Origin of the sequence: Paenibacillus sp. ACRSA, from assembly GCF_022346845.1 — a bacterium.
In the GTDB taxonomy this organism is placed as follows: Bacteria; Bacillota; Bacilli; order Paenibacillales; family Paenibacillaceae; genus Paenibacillus.
This window is the reverse complement of sequence record NZ_JAKRNP010000005.1, coordinates 96,224-114,761: the sequence shown is the minus strand read 5'-3', so window position 1 is coordinate 114,761 and position 18,538 is coordinate 96,224. Positions and strand designations below refer to the sequence as shown.

Sequence of the window (18,538 nt, the reverse complement as noted above, 5' to 3'; positions counted from 1 at the left end):
TTTGTATCTAAATAATAATTCAAAGCTTACGCAACAGCCAGCCTCTTCTGTTAACTTCTCACGCTAGTGGTTATGAGAGTATTTCGATATAGCCTTCTGTTCCATTCACACGAATTCGTTGCCCGTCTTTGATCAATTGGGTTGCATTCTCTACACCAACAACTGCGGGTAACCCATATTCGCGTGCAATGACTGCACCATGCGTCATCAGTCCGCCAACTTCTGTTACTAGACCTTGTATAGAAACAAATAAAGGTGTCCATCCAGGATCAGTAAACGAAGTCACTAAGATATCCCCAGCCTCCAGATTGACATCATTCATGTCCAAAATGACTCGTGCTCTTCCTTCAATTACACCTGAAGAAACAGGTAGACCTGCAATCGAACCAACGGGTAGATGTTCACGATTGTACTCCCCTGTAATGATCTCACCATCAGATGTCATCACACGCGGAGGCGTAAGCCTTTCATATAATCGATAGTCCTCTTTCCGTTGATCAATCATCTCCTGATCCAATTGATTTGTGCGAACAACTTCGTGCAGCTCTTCATAAGCAAGATAATATATATCCTCTACGTTCTGAATAAGCCCAGCTTGAACGAGTCGTTCAGCATCTCTCAATAGAGCCTGCTTATAAATATAATAACGACTGACAATGCCGTACTTTGGATATTCGCGGTAACCGATGAACTTGCGGACGAGGTCGATCTTTTGCTTCGTTTCATGAGCTTTTTGCTCCCCGTCAGGTAATTGCTTCAAGCGACCTATTAACTCTTGTTCCTTCTCTAAAGCTTCCTTCAGCCCTTGCTCAAATTTATGCTTACCCGCCTGTGGCTCAAAGTTCTTGATGTTACCCAGAATCATGGGAATCAGTGTTAATGGCTTTTCACTCCAACGAGATCTTGTAATATCAATTTCCCCAGCACATCGCATGCCATATTGGCTCAGAAACTCATAAATTGCATCCCGGCTTTCCTGTCCTCCATTCAGCTTAACGAGTTCATCTAGAAAGCTATCATCTTCCGTTTGCTGCAAATAATGAATTACATCTGGATAAGGCCGAATCACATCCGCGACATCCAACAACGCCAGACCCATCTCAGAAGTAATATTGCCCTCTACCGATTGCGTGAGGGTATCCGCTACGTTCTTCTCACCTAGCCATTCATTGATGTTCTGATTTATCCATGCTGTCGCATTTATAGCAGCCATAAAGACAGCCGTACTTTGCGGATCAAATAAATGCTTCTTCAGATCCTGCACATCTTCCAAAATAAAATCAAACAACTCCACTCCTGATTTATCTTGAATATTATACTGTAGATTATCGATCGAAGTCTGACTTCGTCCTATTAATTCAGATACAATATTGGAATCTGGCTCGAATAGCGGCAGTGTATCTGTGTTACGTCTAGTAGGCGGTGTTGCTGCCTGGTCTTTGGGTAGCACGGTTATAAAATCTCGCTCGATGATTGTCTTGAGCGCACCTACAATAAGTGGATCGGAGCTTAAATTATTCAATAAAGCTTGTCTGCCAGCTGTTGAAGACAGCATCGGTGCAATATCCACAAACAATCGGCCTCCGGCTTTACGCATCAATGCAGGTGTAATCAACAGGTAAAAGGATAGGCCTAATGGTTGGATGGCATCTGTCATCATCTGCTGATGACCCACAGATAGATAGACGTGATTGTCCGCATCATCCACCTTAGGGATCGGGAACAACGTCGTGATGGGGCGACTCTGTACAATATAGAAGGTATCCTCAGCCAGACACCATTCAATATCTTGTGGGCAACCAAAGTAAGTCTCGATTTGCCTACCGATGTGTGCGAGTTGTATCATTTCTTGATCCGTAAGAGTTTGATATCCCTGCTGATAAGGCTCGATCTGCCGTGTTTCCGTTCCGCCATCTTCTAGGCCATAGATAGCCAGCTTTTTCGTGCTGATCATTTTATCAACACTGTGGTCTCCTTGGACTTTGTAATTGTCAGCGGAGACTAAACCTGAGACCAGCGCTTCTCCTAGCCCAAAACTAGCGTCTATGGATATTACTTTGCGATTGGATGTGACCGGATCAGCCGTGAACATAATTCCAGAAGCCTGTGGAAATATCATTCTCTGTACGACAACAGAGCAATACACATGCCTGTGATCATATCCATTTTGTATACGATAAAAGACAGCACGTTCGGTATACAGTGAAGCCCAACATTTCCGAATGTGATGAAGGATTGCGTCTTGTCCAATGATGTTTAAGTACGTGTCTTGTTGCCCAGCAAATGAGGCATGAGGTAAATCCTCAGCAGTAGCACTCGAACGAACCGCATAAGCATGTTCCATGCCCTGCGTAGACAAGTGGCTTATAACTTCCTGGGTTACATCGGAAGGTATTGCTGTTTCCATAATCGTTCGACGAAGCTTCAGACTTACTTCACCGATCTCTGTGCGATCCTGTAGAGTCAGCATCATTAGTTGCTGGAGCAGAGCATGATACGTATCATTTTGTTCAAGCGCTAGTTGGAATGCGCGTGTAGTCACACAAAATCCATTAGGAACATGAATCCCCTCAATTGTGGATAGCTTCCCTAAATTTAGCCCTTTACCGCCAACAAGCATAAGCTGTGTATGATGCATTTCCTGAAAATCGAGAACGAATGAACTCATTCAGCCTCACTCCAATCCGCCTATTTTGAAAAAAATATTTGACAAGAGTTAATCAACATGATAAATTAATAATAGAAGATAGTTTTATTATGCTGATTAACTCATTTCAGAAATTTGTATTCCGATTATATCACCGGATTTATTTACATACAATAACCAAAAAGAACCTGATGGATTCCATCAGGTTCTTTTTTTGTGCTTATCATAGAATATCTTTATGATTGCAAACACACTGAACGCTAGCCATACACTATTGCACGCTTCAATGCTCGATATGTATACAGATTCATATCTATTAAGCTAACAACGCTGTCATTCGCATACTCACTTCGTAACTAAGCCCCTGCACGATACACGTCCACAACCTTAAATGTCTGACAAACCAGCAGTATCTCTGGAGTAAACGTAAGCCCATACTGGCTCAATTGCCAGGTGAAAAATTCAACATGCTCCTGATACCAATACGCATAGCTCAGATCACCCTCTCCTTCAGATCGAGCAAATTCATGAGTAACTTCATTCATTTTCACGACTTCAATCTGAGTCATTTGGATAATCGCCAATGGATTGTTATCTCCGTCTAAAACAATATCGTACCGACCTACCTTTGGAATTTCCTCGTTTTCTAGCTCATATGCACAATGAGCAGAACACGTTCCCGTTTTCATGCCACTAACAACTAATCCACCTAACTCATCTCCCATTGCTTTTGATCCGTCTCCAAACATCCAAGCACTTGGCGTGTCCATGTTTAACTCGTTTTGCTTGGCGAACCTCTGCCAATATTCATTAATTGGGTTTGCTGACATTATACGTCCCTCCTATAACTATAAACTCCATAGAATTCATCTTATCTTATCACATTGTTCTGTGTTGATGATTTCACCCCATCAATCATGATCTCCTGATTCGAAAATAGTTCTTAACTTACATTTAGCGATACAAGTCGTGCGAATTATGATATGGTCAGTGATGGATATGAGATTAGTACAACCATATGTGCATGAAATTGCGAGGAGAAGATGGAACGTGATCGAGAGAGAGATAACAGAGAAACGAAGTAAATTTCAAGAACCATTGTTTGTCATGCTCATAGCAAGTCTATGCTGCTTGTTATGGGGCAGTGCTTACCCATCCATTAAACTTGGATATGTCGCCTTTAACATCCTACCGGAGGACATTGCCTCCAAATATGTATTCGCTGGATATCGCTTTACATTAGCCGGTTTATTGCTTCTGCTCCTTTTTCGGACGGTGAGAAAACGGAGATTGAAGCTGACGGGGCGTGAGTGGGCGAGCCTTGGCGCACTCGGAGTATTGCAAACCGGTCTACAATATATGTTTTTCTACGTTGGGGTAGCCAATACAACCGGTGTAAAAGGCTCCATTATGAATGCAACGACAACGTTCTTCAGTGTTGTTCTGGCTCATTTTATCTATAAAAATGATAAGTTAAGTCAAAATAAAATCGTCGGCTGCGTGCTTGGATTCGTCGGCGTAATCATTGTAAATTTCCATGCAGATCTGATCACATTCTCCTTCTCACTTACAGGCGAAGGTTTCGTGATTATAGCTGCATTAGTCTTCTCGGTGACCGCGATCTACGCGAAACGTTTGACGGCTACTATTGATGTTATGATTATTACAGGGATTAGTCTGTTCGTTGGAGGCGTTGTATTGACTTTGCTTGGTCTATCACTTGGCGGCAGTGTCACCCATTTTACTCTAGCATCTACAGCGAATCTAATCTATCTAGCCTTATTATCTTCCGTGGCATTCTGTCTATGGAATCTGCTTCTTAAATACAACAAAGTTGGAAAAGTATCTGTGTACAACTTCCTCATTCCTGTATTTGGTGCATTACTATCCGCACTGTTCTTGGGGGAATCGGTTCTGGAACTGAAAAATCTGGTTGCATTGCTGTTTGTATCACTCGGTATATATATGGTCAATCGCGTAGTCTCTGCCAAGGGCGATAAAGGGTTGGTCACCAACTATAAACCTTAATAAGTGAACTGAATAATTATTACAAAGAGCCGCGAAATTAAATTTCGCGGCTCTTACATCATTTATGACAAACAAGAATATACAACATTCCGTAACCGCCGCTGAACGTAAGGCTCCTGACTGTTCAACAGATGCTGTGCATACATCACAGTCAGCTCGGAGTCCGGATCAATGATCGCCATGCAGCCTGCAGCACCGCTCCATCCGAATTCACCTACTGGACTAAGTGAGCCACTGCCTGCTTTGGAGATATGTGTACGTACACCTAATCCATAACCATACCCATCCATATGATCCCAAGAATAATCTCCACGCGTCATCTCATTCAGGTGATCTGTTCTCATCAGCTCTACAGAAGCCTTGGAAAGAATGCGTACACCATCTGGACTTGTACCAAATTCAGTGAGTGTATTTAGAAAACGTGCATAATCGCTAACTGTGGACATCAGCCCTGCTCCACCGCTCTCTAGCTCTGTACCTACACGGAATCCATTCCCATCCATCCTTACCGCTTGCCCAAGCTCATCATTGTAAGCATATTGCGGAATCAGACGACGCTGTTGTTCTTCATTCAGGTCGAACGCCGTGTCTTTCATGCCGAGTGGTTCGGTAATCGCATCTCGCAAATACGTACCAAACTTCTTACCACTAACAACCTCCACCAGAGCTCCCAGCACGTCGTGGCACATACTGTAGTTCCAATGCGTGCCAGGCTCAAATAACAATGGTTCTTTGGCAAGCGCTTTCGCAAATTCACGTGTGCTTACCGTTCCGTTGCTGCTCTGTACGATTTCCTGAATACTTGGGCAACCCACATCATATGAGAATCCAGCCGTCATCGTAAACAAGTCGCGTACCGTTATCGCTCTGGTCGCTTGTTCCAGCCGAACTTCTCCATTCGCCATCGTTTTCTTCACTTTCATGTCCGCATACTCTGGCAAGTACTCTGATAGCGGATCACTTAACAGCATATCGCCTCTCTCTACCAGTTGCAGTCCAGCAACACAAGTCATGATTTTGGTCATGGAATACAGATTAAAGATTGCTCCATCCCCAATTGGTGTTTGTTCCTCCAGATTGGCATACCCATTTCGATAATGGAAAACGGGTTCATTTTGGTGCATCACATGTACCTCTGCCCATGGAATACGCCAAGCTGTGATACGATCAATAAATGAAGCAAGCGGTTTAAAGTCCATATTTTTCCCCGTCCTTATATGTAGAATCTATGATCATTATGGATGATCAATTGCCGATGTGGTTACGTGTTACCACATTCCTAGCACTCTATTAATATACGACTCCAGCAAAAGCAAAACAACCAATGTTGGTATTATATCAAGAACGGTTACCCTTGAATTGAACACAAACCATCACACAACAAATAAGCCAATCCCGAAGGATCAGCTTATTGGTTAGCTTTTTGGGCTTATGTGCGCCTGTTCTCAACAGATTTCATGCGGTTCTGGTCGTCAGACACGCGGTCATGACTGAATTCTTGACCTGCTTCCATCTCGCCATGTCCTGAAATGTTACGGGAGAATTGGGTGAACTGTCGTTTATGTTCATCCTGTTCATGCTTTTGCTTCAGAAGCTGTTGTGGATCCTGATTAGTCATGAGGTTACCTCCCCTAAATAAAATCATGTTTATTTCAACGCACTACATAAGTTTTCCATAAGGACGCAAAGCTTATGCATGAAGATTGCATTTAACGTTTGCATTCAATAATTCTATTCAGCACATCGTTTAACGTTTATTCAAATAAACTACCGCCATTGCTCTGGATCACATCTTTATACCAGTAAAATGACTTTTTACGATAACGTTCCAGTGTGCCTGAGCCGTCATCATGACGATCCACATAGATGAATCCATATCGTTTTTTCAACTGAGCCGTTGTTGCGCTGACTAGATCTATACATCCCCATGTCGCATAACCCATTAGTTCAACACCGTCCTGAATTGCCTCAGCGACTTGAATCAAATGCTGCTTCAGATAATCAATTCGATAGTCATCCTCTACCGTTTTCTCACCGTTCGCATATGTGATCAAGTCATCCAAGGCACCTAATCCATTCTCAACGATAAACAACGGTTTCTGATAACGGTCATAGAATGCATTCATAATATATCGCAAGCCTTGCGGGTCGATCTGCCAGCCCCAATCGCTCGCTTTCAAGTGTGGGTTAGGGACACCGCCAATTAAGTTACCTTCACCTTTAATTTGTTTGGCTGGATCAGCAGTTTCACAACTACTCTGGTAATAACTAAACGATATAAAGTCGACAGTGTGTGTCAGAATCTCTTCATCTCCAGGTTCAAAATGAATCGTAATGCCATTCTCTCTCAGATAACGTTTCATATAACCCGGATAATGCCCACGGACATGAACATCGGCAAAAAATGTATTCTGGTGGTCAGCCTGCATCACTCGAATGACATCATCAGGATCTGGAGTCAGTGGGTATATCGGCATGGCGATAACCATACAACCAATTTTGAAATTTGGATTCATTTCATGGCCAATCTTCACTGCCAGTGCACTTGCAACAAATTCGTGGTGAACTGCTTGATACAACTCCTGTTTCGTCAGTTGATCCTTAGGAGTGCTGATCCCTCCACTGATAAATGGATGCTCCAGAATAGAATTAATCTCATTGAATGTTAACCAGTATTTCACCTTGTCTTTATATCTTGTAAATATAGTTCGCACATATCGCTCATAGAAATCCACCATTTTACGATTAATCCATCCATCATATTCTCTAGACAGGTGTAGAGGAGTTTCATAATGAGAAATGGTAACTAAAGGCTCAATACCGTATTTGCGGCACTCATCAAAGAGATCATCATAAAATTGCAGCCCTTTTTCATTTGGCTCAAGCTCATCGCCCTTCGGGAAAATTCTAGACCACGCAATCGACGTTCGGAACACTTTAAAGCCCATCTCGGCAAGCAGTTTAATATCGTCTTTGTATCGGTGATAGAAATCAATTCCGATCAGCTTCATATTGTCTTCCGTCGGTTCTGCTGTGGGAGGCGTCATGATCCCATTGGGCATAACATCTTGAATGGATAACCCTTTTCCATCTTCTAGATAAGCACCTTCCAATTGGTTAGCCGATACAGACCCTCCCCACAGGAAATCAGCGGGAAATGTAAATGTTTGTTTCACTAATATTCCACCCTTTCATGTTTAACTTGTTTGACCCTTAAAACCACACTACTTCAATGAAGCCTCTTTGTTCAGTCAGCGTATAATCGTATATCTTGCTCTTAACTCATGTTACTTATATTAAGAAACAAAATATATACTTTGTGGCATTTAGTTCGAGTTAACAAAGATTCGCATTTTGTTACATTGATGTAACACCTTGTTTTTCTAACTTCGTTATATTACATTTAGAAAGGTTGCTTGCATTTTTGTACGTGCTTCAGAATCAAAGGAGGGTATATTTCATGTTTTCTAACGAGCAGATCTCTTCATATAATGACTTGGAATTATCAATATATAACTACATTTCACAGAACATGGAGAAGGTTGCTTACATGCGCATAAGAGAGCTGGCAGATGAGACACATGTTTCTACTGCAACGATTCTGCGATTTTGTCGAAAGAATCAATGTGAGGGCTTTTCGGAGTTTAAAGTGAAGTTGAAAATGCTACTGGCTCAGCACAAAAGTAAATCAACAAAAGCCTTGAAAAGCCCTCATCATGCTGTGTATGAATTTTTCGAGCGTTCCCAGAATCCTGAATTGGAAGAGAAGATTAGAACCGCAGCACAATTGGTTTCCACAGCCAGCAGTGTCATTTTTATCGGTACGGGGAGTTCAGGAATTATGGCGGAATATGGCGCTAGATATTTCTCAAGCCTTGGAACGTTCTCGATGTATATTAATGATCCTCAGTTCCCTGTCCATGCTAAAATACGAGAGAACAGTGTTACGATTGCATTATCTACCTCAGGTGAAAATCCATTCATCCTACCCCATCTAACGCAAATTAAGCAGGAGAAAAATAAAATTGTGAGTATTACGAATAATCGCCAATCCACTATAGCCAAAATCTCCGATATTAATATTCCCTATTATGTAAATGAGGAATACTATGAATCAGCAAATATAACCACCCAATTCCCCGTACTCTTTCTATTGGAATGGATGGCTCGAGAAGTTTCCAAACATGAATGAGTCATAAATTTTGCTCAAGCAAGACTTTGTTCAACCTAATTTGCCCAGAGTTCTTCGATGCGCTCTACCAAGTTATTTAGTGTTTTCCCATCTGTTTGCTTCGTAAAATTTATCATCTCTTCCGTGTTCCCTTGGAACGCAGATAGTACATAGTTATCGTCTACAACGTAATACGTGGCATATCTAGTAAAAGAATAACTCCCCTTTTGTTCAGGGGCAGTTCCTTCTTTGACAGAAGTCACTATTTTCATACCAGGTTTCAAATCGGGTTCAACCCCAACGAAGTCAGCATTATAAAATAAGTTAATATTCTCGTTAACCTCTTCTCCCACGATCACCTGGTGTACCTTAACCTCATATGAAACAAACGTAGGTTGATACGGTTCTATGCCTTGAGCCCTATCCTTCTCAGCAAAATCCCCCTCTGGTGTTCCTGGTTCTGTAGATAAAGTAGCTTGGAAATTCTCATTTTGTTTCAACACTTCAGCTATAATTACTGCATCGGATATCTCTAGAATTTGATCAAAGGAGACATCTATCGTTTGTACATACGCAGGACTACCTGCTGAAAGTGGATACTCTTCACGTAGTTCTTCTATTCTGTTATCGGTTAGACTTGCAACGAGTTGCTGATCCGTTGAGCAGCCCATTACAACAAATGTTAAGCCACACAACAATGCCATCATGAATGTATTCGTTTTCATTATCCTTTTCTCCATTTAAGTTTAGAACATGCTCATGACCTGTTTCGCAGTATCCGCTCCAGTAGCCAGCCCATGAATATAGAGAACGACAGTCCCAACATTAAGATTGGAAGGTTATAATACAGCGTATTGGTATACTGGTTCAGCCAGCCAAAGCGGTAGACTGCCGAATCGGGATCATTCGTGTAACCGTTTAGCTGTTCGCCTAAATTGTGAATGAATTGAACTTCCATAAAGACAAACAGACCACAAAACAAAAATAGCTACAATAGGTATAAGAGCATACATCCAACCCGAGCGATCACGATGATCATTAAGCCACCTTCTGGTTAACGTCATCGTCCATATACATAGGATAATAAATGTCAGTATGGATGGAAACAAAACTAAAAGACCCAGATTCCCGTTACCAGAAACTCCTCTACCCGGTTCATGCTGAATGGTTGAAATATGTACACCTCCGACCATCATCACATGCCAGAGCAGAAAAAAAAGATACGGTTTATGAATTTGTTTCATCATCTTAGATATCCTCCACTATAATATAGCCTTCATGTTTAGCTTCTTTAAGGAAAACAAACATGGTTGGAGCTCCACCAGCATTTATATAGAAAGGCAACCAATTCGTATGCAGTTGAAGTAATAGATGATCATGTTCTTCTATTAGAGATTCCTGAATACATGCGGGGATACCTCCGAATTTGTCGACTTCTATTTCTTCAAAGCTTGATGTATGTCCCTCTGTTACCTGCTTAACCTGGGTATCCAGACACACTGTTCATCAGTGGTTGGGCCAGTTACATGCTCTCGAATAGATATGCAGCTTGGAATACTACCCTCAGCCTGAATAATAACTGCATTCTCGCCTTCATCTCGTCTGAAACGGTTCATACTCAGATACGGAAACAAAATGAGTTATATTATATGCGTTCATCAATAGAATCAACTCCACATCACATAGTCAGACCTTACTATTTTAACAGTAGTTTAAATAAAAGAATAAGCACAAATGATACCGATGAAACATGTTATGAAGCAACCTTTTTGTTCAATATCATTCATGGAATAAAGCTTCATCGCATAAAACGATAAATGGTGTAGTATTTCAGACACGGTTCGGTTGCACAACCCTCTTCAGCCATTACAATCTAGATAAGAATAGGTAGTACATAAAAGGAGCGATCGTAAGATGACACGTATACTCTTGTCCTATCCTCTTAGCACACATACGCCCATATATAAGGGTAATCCCCCGGTTCAGATTCTGCAGCAGTCGAGTACCGACCAAGGTGATCTGTATAATCAGTTCATTATTACTTCCCTTAACCATAATGGCACCCACATTGATGGACCCTGGCATTTTAACCCTCAGGGCAAAAAGTTAACGGAGATCCCGTTAGATCATTTCATTTTCAACCATCCAGTCGTGCTTGATATTCCCAAACAAGATGATGAGCTTATTACCAAATCAGATCTTGAACCTTATGAACATCAAATTGCTGGTTCGGATCTAGTGTTGATTCGCACTGGTTTTGGCAATATTCGGTCAACAGACCCTACCCGATACAGCAACCATAACCCGGGTCTTGCAGCTTCTGCCGCCCGTTATCTGATGGTTTTTGACTCATTGCGGGCGGTTGGATTGGACACGATCTCAGCTGGTGCGGCTAATCATCCAGATGAAGCCGTTGCTTTTCACCAAACGATATTAGGGAAAGACAGGGTAGATGGCAAGTATATTCTCGTCATTGAGGACATGAATCTCAATCATGATCTGTCTAATATTAGCAAGGTATATGCAATCCCATTGTATATTGAAGGTGTAGACAGTAGTTTTGCAACGGTGTTTACGGAAACCTAATTGGATTAAAAAAAACGCGCCGAGAGAATTCTTCTCTCTAGCACGTTTTTGATTCTTTCTAGTGAATATCCTTCTTCTTGAAATTCCCGCCTTTAACTTCGGCTACATCGTATACGACTACAAATGCCGTAGGATCAATTTCATGAATGATATCTTTAATTTTACTCTCTTCCATCCGATTGATGACACACGTAATTTCTTTGAATTGCTCATTAGAGTATCCACCATATGCGTCCGTATATGTTGCTCCACGTCCTAGACGATCACGAATGGTTTCGACCATAATCTCTGGTTGATTCGTAATAATTTTGAATGTCTTAGAACCGCTTAAGCCTTCTTCAACGATATGTATAACTTTAGAAGCAATAAAATACGCAAGCCCTGACAGAATCGCGCCTTGCAGACCAAATACGGTAGACACGACAATAAACACAAACATGTTGAGGAACAGGATCAGGTCACTCGTTCCAAATGGGACTTTACGGGATAGCAACACAGCCAACATGTCTATTCCATCTAATGCCCCGCCATTACGCAATGCAAGTCCCATACCAAAACCGATAATGATACCGCCAACAACGGTTACCAGCAAAGTATCGCCTTGAATAATGGTTGGTACATGGTGCATCAGACTCGTACTAACCGCAAGTGAAGCAATACCGATGACCGAATATAAGGCAAAGCTCTTACCGATCTGCTTATAACCGAGCCATACAAAAGGAATGTTAATAAGCCCGATTAACATCCCAAGTGGTAGTCCGAACAACTGTGAACCTACGATACTAAGACCGGTTACCCCGCCGTCCGAGACATTGTTAGGAATCAATATGGCTTCCAAGCCATATGCCGTAATAAATCCCCCAATAATGATTAACAATACTTTGGAGAGGATCTTCAGCTTGTTCGATTTTTGTATTCTGTTTTGATTCATTCCATTTCCCCCTTGATGAACAATGCACAACGTAAGTTTTAGCAAACATAAAAAATAGTCTATAACAAAAATCACACTTTTGGCAATAGAAGGTCATTTAAAAACGCATGTTACGCTATCTATTAAATCCAAGCTCATTACATTATTTCCCGATAAATGATCGATATGCCACAATTTTAAGTTCCAGCATTTCGTTCGCGGCATGGAGGTTGTTCATCTGATCCTCAACGGTTTTCTTATGATTCTCCAGCAGCTCCAAACGTTCTGGAGCCGTATGCTCGCCTTCTTGAAATAACGAAGCATACTTTTTAATGACAGCGATTGGCATTTGTGTTTCTTTTAACTTGATGACAAACTGCAGCCATTTGAGATGAGACTCATTGTATCGCCTGTCTCCACTGTCATCACGAAACGGAATGATAATCTGCTCTTTCTCGTAATACCGCAACGTGTGGGCACTGATCCCGAGCAATTCAGCGACTTCACCAATGGTATGCATGGTTGTACTCCTTTCCATTTTTTTGCTTGACTTAGAGTAAGCTCTAATCAGTATAATCAACTCGTAGTCACATCACAATCATAAATACTGAAATTAGACTCGGAGGAATTTTCATGAAATACACCGTAATTACTGGAGCAAGTTCAGGCATTGGATATGAAGCAGCTTTGGCATTTGCCGCACGCGGTAAACATCTGATTCTAGCTGCACGCAGAACCGCTGAGTTGGAACAGTTAAAATCCAAAATTGCTAAGATAGATAACACGCTAGACGTTGTCATTCGCACCGTTGATCTATCCATTGCCGCGGATGTACATGCTTTCTATGAAAGCTTGAACGGTTATTCCATCGAAACATGGATCAACAATGCTGGCTTTGGCAATTTTGCCTCTGTTGGTGAGCAACACTTGCCTAAAATTGAACAAATGCTTCATCTCAATATCGAAGCACTTACGATTCTCTCCACTCTCTATGTTCGGGATTATGCCGAAACTCCGGGCACACAGATTATCAACATCTCTTCAGGAGGCGGCTATACGATTGTACCGGATGCGGTAACGTATTGTGCAACCAAGTTTTATGTCAGTGCCTTTACCGAAGGTCTGGCTCAAGAGCTTAAAAGCAAACATGTTCCTATGCAAGCCAAAGTGCTCGCACCTGCTGCGACAGAAACCGAGTTTGCTGAGCGTGCCTTTGATCTAGATCAGTTCCAGTATGAAGGGCGTGTGCCTAAGTTCCATACAGCCGAGCAGATGGCCGGATTTTTACTAGATCTGTATGACAGCGAATATGTCGTAGGGATCGTTAATGGACTAACGTATGAATTCGAACTGAAAGACCCAATCTTCCCTTATGCCACCAGAGCAGCAAGTAAACCCGTGGACTCAAACAAGTAATACAAAAAAAAGAGCAGTTCCAAGTCACACGAGTGTGATTTAGGAACTGCTCTTATTACTTATATAATAAAGTATTAAGCCAATCTTGTTTTGAAATCTTGGTATCCGAATTCACGTACGATTTCGCAATCGCCATCTTTTCGTTTGACTGCAATGGCTGGCAACGGCATGCCGTTGAACGTATTGGTTTTCACCATGGAGTAGATCGCCATGTCCTCAAATACGAGGCGGTCACCTTCTTGCAAAGGTTGATCGAATGAGTAATCTCCAATGACGTCACCAGATAGGCAAGTTTGTCCACCCAGACGATATAGATGCGCCTTCTCGCCCACTTCTCCTGAACCGATCAGCGGCGGGCGATATGGCATTTCCAGTACATCAGGCATATGACATGTAGCTGAAGTATCCAGAATAGCGATATCCATGCCGTTTTTGTGGAAGTCCAGCACGGAAGTCACTAGATATCCTGCATTTAGAGCAACAGCTTCTCCCGGCTCCAGATATACTTCTAGACCATAGTCGTTCTGCATACGCTTAATGCAAGCTTCCAATCTTGGAATGTCATAGTCTTCACGTGTGATGTGATGTCCACCGCCGAAGTTAATCCATTCCATCTGTGGCAGCCATTGACCGAACTTCTCTACAACTGCGTTCAGCGTTGTCTCCAGATCATCGGAGTTTTGCTGACACAATGTGTGGAAATGCAGTCCAGAGACCCCTTCCAGCAGATCTGCTCGGAAATCCTCTTGTTTAGCACCAAAACGAGAACCCGGAGAACACGGATCATAGATCTCGTGTCCTTCTTGGGTTGAACATTCCGGGTTAATGCGCAAACCAACCTTGCGGCCAGCCTGGAGCGCCTTATCCTTAAATTTCGCAAGCTGCGAAAATGAGTTGAAAATGATATGGTCACAGATCGAAATAATCTCGTCGATCTCTTCTGCACGGTAAGCTGGCGCAAAAACATGGTTTTCCTTGCCCATTTCCTCGTGACCCAAACGTGCTTCATACAGTCCACTTGCTGTCGCACCACTCAGGTATTCTCCAATGAGAGGATACATCGCAGTCATGGAGAATGCTTTTTGTGCAAGCACGATTTTGGCACCTGTACGCTGCATAACCCCGTTCAGGATTTTTAGGTTTTTCTCAATTAGGCTCTCGTCAACAACAAAGCACGGCGTCGGTAATTGCTCAAACCGCATTTTAACGAACAAGCTCCGATTCTTTTGCTTCTTCTGGCAGTTCATCAACCAATACCGGGTTGAAGTCTTCTACCCATGGGAGACCCCATTTGTTCAATTCTTCCATGAACGGATCTGGGTTGAACTCTTCGACGTTGAATACGCCTGGTTTATTCCATTTACCTGTCATAACCATTGCCGCACCGATCATTGCTGGAACGCCTGTTGTGTAAGAGATCGCTTGAGAACCAACTTCTTTGAAGCACTCTTGGTGATCACAGATGTTGTATACATAGTACGTTTTATCTTGACCATCTTTTTTACCTTTGAAAATGCAACCGATGTTCGTTTTACCCACTGTACGTGGTCCAAGGGATGCTGGATCAGGCAATACTGCTTTCAAGAATTGCAATGGAATGATTTGTTTGCCTTCATATTCAATCGGTTCGATTGAAGTCATGCCTACGTTTTCCAATGCTTTCAAGTGAGTCAGATAGCTTTGACCAAATGTCATGAAGAAACGGATACGTTTCAGACCAGGAATGTTTTTCGCCAAGGACTCCAATTCTTCATGGTACAACAGGTACATATCTTTTTCGCCAACTTCTTTGAAGTCGTAGACACGTTTGATTTCCATTGGCTTCGTTTCGATCCATTCACCATTTTCCCAATATCTTCCGTTAGCTGAAACTTCACGGATGTTGATCTCAGGGTTAAAGTTTGTTGCGAACGGGTAACCGTGATCACCGCCATTGCAGTCAAGGATATCGATATATTCGATTTCATCGAAATAGTGTTTCAGGGCATATGCAGAGAATACGCCAGTTACACCAGGGTCAAATCCGCTTCCGAGCAATGCAGTGATGCCTGCTTTTTCAAAGCGCTCTTTGTAATCCCATTGCCAGCTGTATTCGAATTTTGCTGTATCTTCTGGCTCATAGTTCGCTGTATCCATGTAGTTTGTTTTCGTTGCAAGACAAGCATCCATGATCGTCAGATCCTGATATGGCAAAGCCAGATTCATCACGATATCCGGTTTAACTTCGTTAATCAGCGCGATTAACTCATCAACATTGTCAGCATCCACTTGTGCTGTTGTAATTTTTGTTTTGCCGCCGTCCAGCTTCGCTTTAAGTTCGTCACATTTTGATTTTGTACGACTCGCGATGCAGATTTCCTCAAAAACTTCGCTATTTTGAACGCATTTGTGTACTGCCACAGAAGCAACGCCGCCGGCGCCGATGATTAGTGCTTTTCCCATTTTTCATTCTCCTATCCCCATATGTAGGTTTGTTTTTTTGGTACGATTCCATGCCATCACAGATTGTATTGTTTCATTATGCAACGTTCACCCGCTACTGATACAATAAAAAAAGCAAGGTGAAAAATGCCGCATATTTGCGCATCATCACACTTGCTTGTTGATATACATCATAAATAAGACGTGAAGTCTCCTTGACCAAAAAAAGTTCACAAGAACTCCTTTGGCGGAAAGCTCCTTCATGTATATCAATATTGGATCAGAGTCTATATAGCAAATAATTCGCCTTTACCACTCTTATTGACCGTTTCACAAGTTGATGTGCAATTGCACTGGTTGTAAAGTAACCAACTTATAAAATTTGAGCTTTGAACTCAATCAATAAGGCAACATAAGTTGCCAATCGGCGTTTGACCCGGCTGTCCGTATGGCCTTAACTTCCTGGTGGAAGTGGTCAAATTTATCTGCTGGAAAGCTCTAATTCATATTGATAAATCAACTTTCCAAAATCACAGGTATTACACTATCAGACGTTTCCGAAAAAATCAAGGCATATTTAAAAATAAATTTTGAGAGTCTATTAAACTATACGTGGAATTGGTAATCCTCGAATACTTTCAGCCCATCTCGATTGAGTAATTCCTTTATAACCTCAGGGCGTTGCGGACTTTTCTCGAACACTTCTTCACATGAGATCATAATATTACTTCCAGCAATTTCAGCCAATTGATCATGGGATACACTATACACAAGTCTGCCGAGATTAGACCACACCATCGCTCCGGAGCACATTACGCATGGCTCACAACTCGTATACAAAGTGTATTCGCTCAAGTCAAATACGTGATGCTCTGAACAAAATTTTCTTATAAGTCCAATTTCGGCGTGATGAGTCGGATCACAAAACGTATTAATTTTATTTTCACCAATCATCATGACCTCTTCATTCTTAACCAGAATTGCACCAAAAGGTTCGTTTCCCTCTTGGCGCGCTTGCTGTGCAATTTCAATGGCTTTATGCATGAAATATTCATCTGTTCTCATCTGTCTAACCTCCATGAACATTAATAATCCTATAACACCTAAGCTTATGTAGCATCTAACTCGATAACATCTGCCGAATACCTCTATTCTATCATGATTACTAATACAGGTATGACAAAATCCCCGTAAATTCAAATTAAATCAGTACATCCGAAGGATTAAATTGAAACTTTCCCCATTTCGATTCATTGTCTTAATGTCAACAACAACATATTGTTCGCTCTTCTCACTCTCATATTAAGCCAACCTTATCTTCCAACTACACAGCAATTGAAATTAAAACCGTAATTAAATGAAGCGAATATTAATGAGGCAATGATGGATATTCATTCATCTCTATCGAGTGATCCTCGTTACTTCAATTTTCTTTGACATAAATGAAATGCATATGTGAATTACGAAAATATTACAGAATAGTGGATATTAATATCATATTTCTCACCATAAAATATTGCTCATTGAGTAAATTTGCACATTGTGCAAGTTGTTGTTATGATAATTTCACAGCATTATTTGCTCACCTATATTCTCATGATCTTAAATTTTATTAGACCTAAGGGGGAATTCTATTCACAATCTAACGACTGACCAATTCCGCCAGCTTCGCTGGAGATGGAGATGAACGCATAAGCGACCGCTCATGATTAAACGAACTTTAAGACATTTAAAAAAAGAAGCGACCGAAAAGGCGCTTGCCAGCATTGCATTTGAACTTACCCTTGAACATGGGCTCGACGGTTTTACAGTCGAAGATATTGTACAAAAAGCGGGATATTCTCGCAGAACGTTTGCCAATTACTTTACTTGCAAGGAAGAAGCTGTTGCAAGAGGAGCTACATCGGTTCAGAATACGGCTGAACTAGAGCATTTACTCACCGAACTGCCCGAGCACGCCTCCTTGCTCGATGTTCTCTACCAATTAATTAAAATGCAGCTCACTACAGAACTAATCGGAAGATTGCATCAACTCTTATTGTTGTCTAAGACCTATCCAGTGCTGGAGCCACATTACCTCGGGGCAATGCACCAAATGCAGACACAAGCTCAAGAAACACTGCTGGATCTGTCTGATGGAAAGTACGATGAAATCTATACTTATCTTCTACTTAACTCGATCTATGGAACAATCAATCCATTAATTGACGGAAGACTCAATGTGTTATTGCCAGGTCAGCCTGTTACGGATGATACCAAAGAAGGTGCAGTCACGTTTGACCAGTTTTTAGAAACCGTATTTGATCATTTGCGAAAAGGGTTCTAGCATCCAATCATTCATATGCATCTATTCAAAGGA

At 41.7% G+C, this 18,538-nt stretch carries 16 protein-coding genes; 5 read left to right on the top strand and 11 right to left on the bottom strand.

The window, feature by feature from the left end:
• Positions 1 to 70: 70 nt before the first annotated feature.
• Together ppsA and MH215_RS16240 are read right to left on the bottom strand one after the other, a co-directional pair.
• Entirely contained in the window at positions 71 to 2,668 is a 2,598-nt protein-coding gene (ppsA, locus tag MH215_RS16245; RefSeq protein WP_239291466.1) for a phosphoenolpyruvate synthase, read from the bottom strand.
• 335 nt (positions 2,669 to 3,003) lie between these two features.
• Positions 3,004 to 3,477 carry an ASCH domain-containing protein gene (locus MH215_RS16240; protein WP_239291464.1) on the bottom strand — a complete coding sequence of 158 codons (474 nt, stop codon included), beginning with the start codon at positions 3,475 to 3,477 and terminating at the stop codon, positions 3,004 to 3,006.
• A gap of 220 nt (positions 3,478 to 3,697) precedes the next feature.
• Here MH215_RS16240 and MH215_RS16235 point away from each other — a divergent pair, with 220 nt between their 5' ends.
• Positions 3,698 to 4,675, top strand: coding sequence for a DMT family transporter (locus MH215_RS16235; RefSeq protein WP_239291462.1), 978 nt, complete (start codon positions 3,698 to 3,700; stop codon positions 4,673 to 4,675).
• Between the two features lie 62 nt (positions 4,676 to 4,737).
• On the opposite strand, the gene MH215_RS16230 is transcribed toward MH215_RS16235, so the two are convergent.
• The 3 genes from MH215_RS16230 to MH215_RS16220 all read right to left on the bottom strand — a co-directional run bounded on the left by MH215_RS16230 (position 4,738) and on the right by MH215_RS16220 (position 7,851).
• Positions 4,738 to 5,874 carry a serine hydrolase domain-containing protein gene (locus MH215_RS16230; RefSeq protein WP_239291460.1) on the bottom strand — a complete coding sequence of 379 codons (1,137 nt, stop codon included), beginning with the start codon at positions 5,872 to 5,874 and terminating at the stop codon, positions 4,738 to 4,740.
• 230 nt (positions 5,875 to 6,104) lie between these two features.
• Complete coding sequence (locus tag MH215_RS16225) at positions 6,105 to 6,293, bottom strand: hypothetical protein (protein WP_145047082.1); 189 nt, start codon at positions 6,291 to 6,293, stop codon at positions 6,105 to 6,107.
• A gap of 136 nt (positions 6,294 to 6,429) precedes the next feature.
• The gene (locus MH215_RS16220; RefSeq protein WP_239291459.1) at positions 6,430 to 7,851 is read right to left on the bottom strand and encodes a glycoside hydrolase family 1 protein; all 1,422 of its coding nucleotides are present in this window, start codon (positions 7,849 to 7,851) and stop codon (positions 6,430 to 6,432) included.
• A 284-nt stretch (positions 7,852 to 8,135) separates the two neighbouring features.
• Here MH215_RS16220 and MH215_RS16215 point away from each other — a divergent pair, with 284 nt between their 5' ends.
• Complete coding sequence (locus tag MH215_RS16215; protein ID WP_239291457.1) at positions 8,136 to 8,867, top strand: MurR/RpiR family transcriptional regulator; 732 nt, start codon at positions 8,136 to 8,138, stop codon at positions 8,865 to 8,867.
• 35 nt (positions 8,868 to 8,902) lie between these two features.
• Here MH215_RS16215 and MH215_RS16210 read toward each other — a convergent pair whose 3' ends face one another.
• Positions 8,903 to 9,571 carry a hypothetical protein gene (locus tag MH215_RS16210; RefSeq protein ID WP_239291455.1) on the bottom strand — a complete coding sequence of 223 codons (669 nt, stop codon included), beginning with the start codon at positions 9,569 to 9,571 and terminating at the stop codon, positions 8,903 to 8,905.
• Between the two features lie 1,189 nt (positions 9,572 to 10,760).
• Between MH215_RS16210 and MH215_RS16205 the strand changes: the two genes are divergently transcribed.
• Positions 10,761 to 11,432, top strand: coding sequence for a cyclase family protein (locus tag MH215_RS16205; RefSeq protein ID WP_239291454.1), 672 nt, complete (start codon positions 10,761 to 10,763; stop codon positions 11,430 to 11,432).
• A gap of 58 nt (positions 11,433 to 11,490) precedes the next feature.
• Here MH215_RS16205 and MH215_RS16200 read toward each other — a convergent pair whose 3' ends face one another.
• Together MH215_RS16200 and MH215_RS16195 are read right to left on the bottom strand one after the other, a co-directional pair.
• Positions 11,491 to 12,363, bottom strand: a complete 873-nt coding sequence (locus MH215_RS16200) for a YitT family protein (protein ID WP_128101793.1) — start codon at positions 12,361 to 12,363, stop codon at positions 11,491 to 11,493.
• A gap of 142 nt (positions 12,364 to 12,505) precedes the next feature.
• Positions 12,506 to 12,862 carry a MerR family transcriptional regulator gene (locus MH215_RS16195; RefSeq protein WP_239291453.1) on the bottom strand — a complete coding sequence of 119 codons (357 nt, stop codon included), beginning with the start codon at positions 12,860 to 12,862 and terminating at the stop codon, positions 12,506 to 12,508.
• A 113-nt stretch (positions 12,863 to 12,975) separates the two neighbouring features.
• On the opposite strand from MH215_RS16195, the gene MH215_RS16190 reads away from it, so the two are divergent.
• Positions 12,976 to 13,758: an SDR family NAD(P)-dependent oxidoreductase gene (locus tag MH215_RS16190; RefSeq protein ID WP_239291452.1), complete on the top strand. Its 783-nt coding sequence runs from the start codon at positions 12,976 to 12,978 to the stop codon at positions 13,756 to 13,758.
• A gap of 74 nt (positions 13,759 to 13,832) precedes the next feature.
• On the opposite strand, the gene nspC is transcribed toward MH215_RS16190, so the two are convergent.
• From nspC to MH215_RS16175, 3 genes are all read right to left on the bottom strand, one after another.
• The gene (nspC, locus tag MH215_RS16185) at positions 13,833 to 14,960 is read right to left on the bottom strand and encodes a carboxynorspermidine decarboxylase (RefSeq protein WP_239291451.1); all 1,128 of its coding nucleotides are present in this window, start codon (positions 14,958 to 14,960) and stop codon (positions 13,833 to 13,835) included.
• Between the two features lies 1 nt (position 14,961).
• Positions 14,962 to 16,200, bottom strand: coding sequence for a saccharopine dehydrogenase family protein (locus MH215_RS16180; protein WP_128101789.1), 1,239 nt, complete (start codon positions 16,198 to 16,200; stop codon positions 14,962 to 14,964).
• Positions 16,201 to 16,785: 585 nt separating this feature from the next.
• Positions 16,786 to 17,244 (bottom strand): nucleoside deaminase, encoded by a 459-nt coding sequence (locus tag MH215_RS16175; protein ID WP_239291450.1) that lies wholly within the window; start codon positions 17,242 to 17,244, stop codon positions 16,786 to 16,788.
• Positions 17,245 to 17,884: 640 nt separating this feature from the next.
• On the opposite strand from MH215_RS16175, the gene MH215_RS16170 reads away from it, so the two are divergent.
• Positions 17,885 to 18,505, top strand: a complete 621-nt coding sequence (locus MH215_RS16170) for a TetR/AcrR family transcriptional regulator (RefSeq protein WP_239291449.1) — start codon at positions 17,885 to 17,887, stop codon at positions 18,503 to 18,505.
• Positions 18,506 to 18,538 lie beyond the last annotated feature (33 nt).

Coding starts and splice junctions, on each gene's coding strand:
- MH215_RS16195 (WP_239291453.1), bottom strand. CDS start 12,862: ATGCATACCATTGGTGAAGTCGCTGAATTGCTCGGGATCAGTGCCCAC.
- MH215_RS16230 (WP_239291460.1), bottom strand. CDS start 5,874: ATGGACTTTAAACCGCTTGCTTCATTTATTGATCGTATCACAGCTTGG.
- MH215_RS16215 (WP_239291457.1), top strand. CDS start 8,136: ATGTTTTCTAACGAGCAGATCTCTTCATATAATGACTTGGAATTATCA.
- ppsA (WP_239291466.1), bottom strand. CDS start 2,668: ATGAGTTCATTCGTTCTCGATTTTCAGGAAATGCATCATACACAGCTT.
- MH215_RS16175 (WP_239291450.1), bottom strand. CDS start 17,244: ATGAGAACAGATGAATATTTCATGCATAAAGCCATTGAAATTGCACAG.
- MH215_RS16205 (WP_239291454.1), top strand. CDS start 10,761: ATGACACGTATACTCTTGTCCTATCCTCTTAGCACACATACGCCCATA.
- MH215_RS16225 (WP_145047082.1), bottom strand. CDS start 6,293: ATGACTAATCAGGATCCACAACAGCTTCTGAAGCAAAAGCATGAACAG.
- nspC (WP_239291451.1), bottom strand. CDS start 14,960: ATGCGGTTTGAGCAATTACCGACGCCGTGCTTTGTTGTTGACGAGAGC.
- MH215_RS16210 (WP_239291455.1), bottom strand. CDS start 9,571: ATGAAAACGAATACATTCATGATGGCATTGTTGTGTGGCTTAACATTT.
- MH215_RS16190 (WP_239291452.1), top strand. CDS start 12,976: ATGAAATACACCGTAATTACTGGAGCAAGTTCAGGCATTGGATATGAA.
- MH215_RS16180 (WP_128101789.1), bottom strand. CDS start 16,200: ATGGGAAAAGCACTAATCATCGGCGCCGGCGGCGTTGCTTCTGTGGCA.
- MH215_RS16170 (WP_239291449.1), top strand. CDS start 17,885: ATGATTAAACGAACTTTAAGACATTTAAAAAAAGAAGCGACCGAAAAG.
- MH215_RS16200 (WP_128101793.1), bottom strand. CDS start 12,363: ATGAATCAAAACAGAATACAAAAATCGAACAAGCTGAAGATCCTCTCC.
- MH215_RS16240 (WP_239291464.1), bottom strand. CDS start 3,477: ATGTCAGCAAACCCAATTAATGAATATTGGCAGAGGTTCGCCAAGCAA.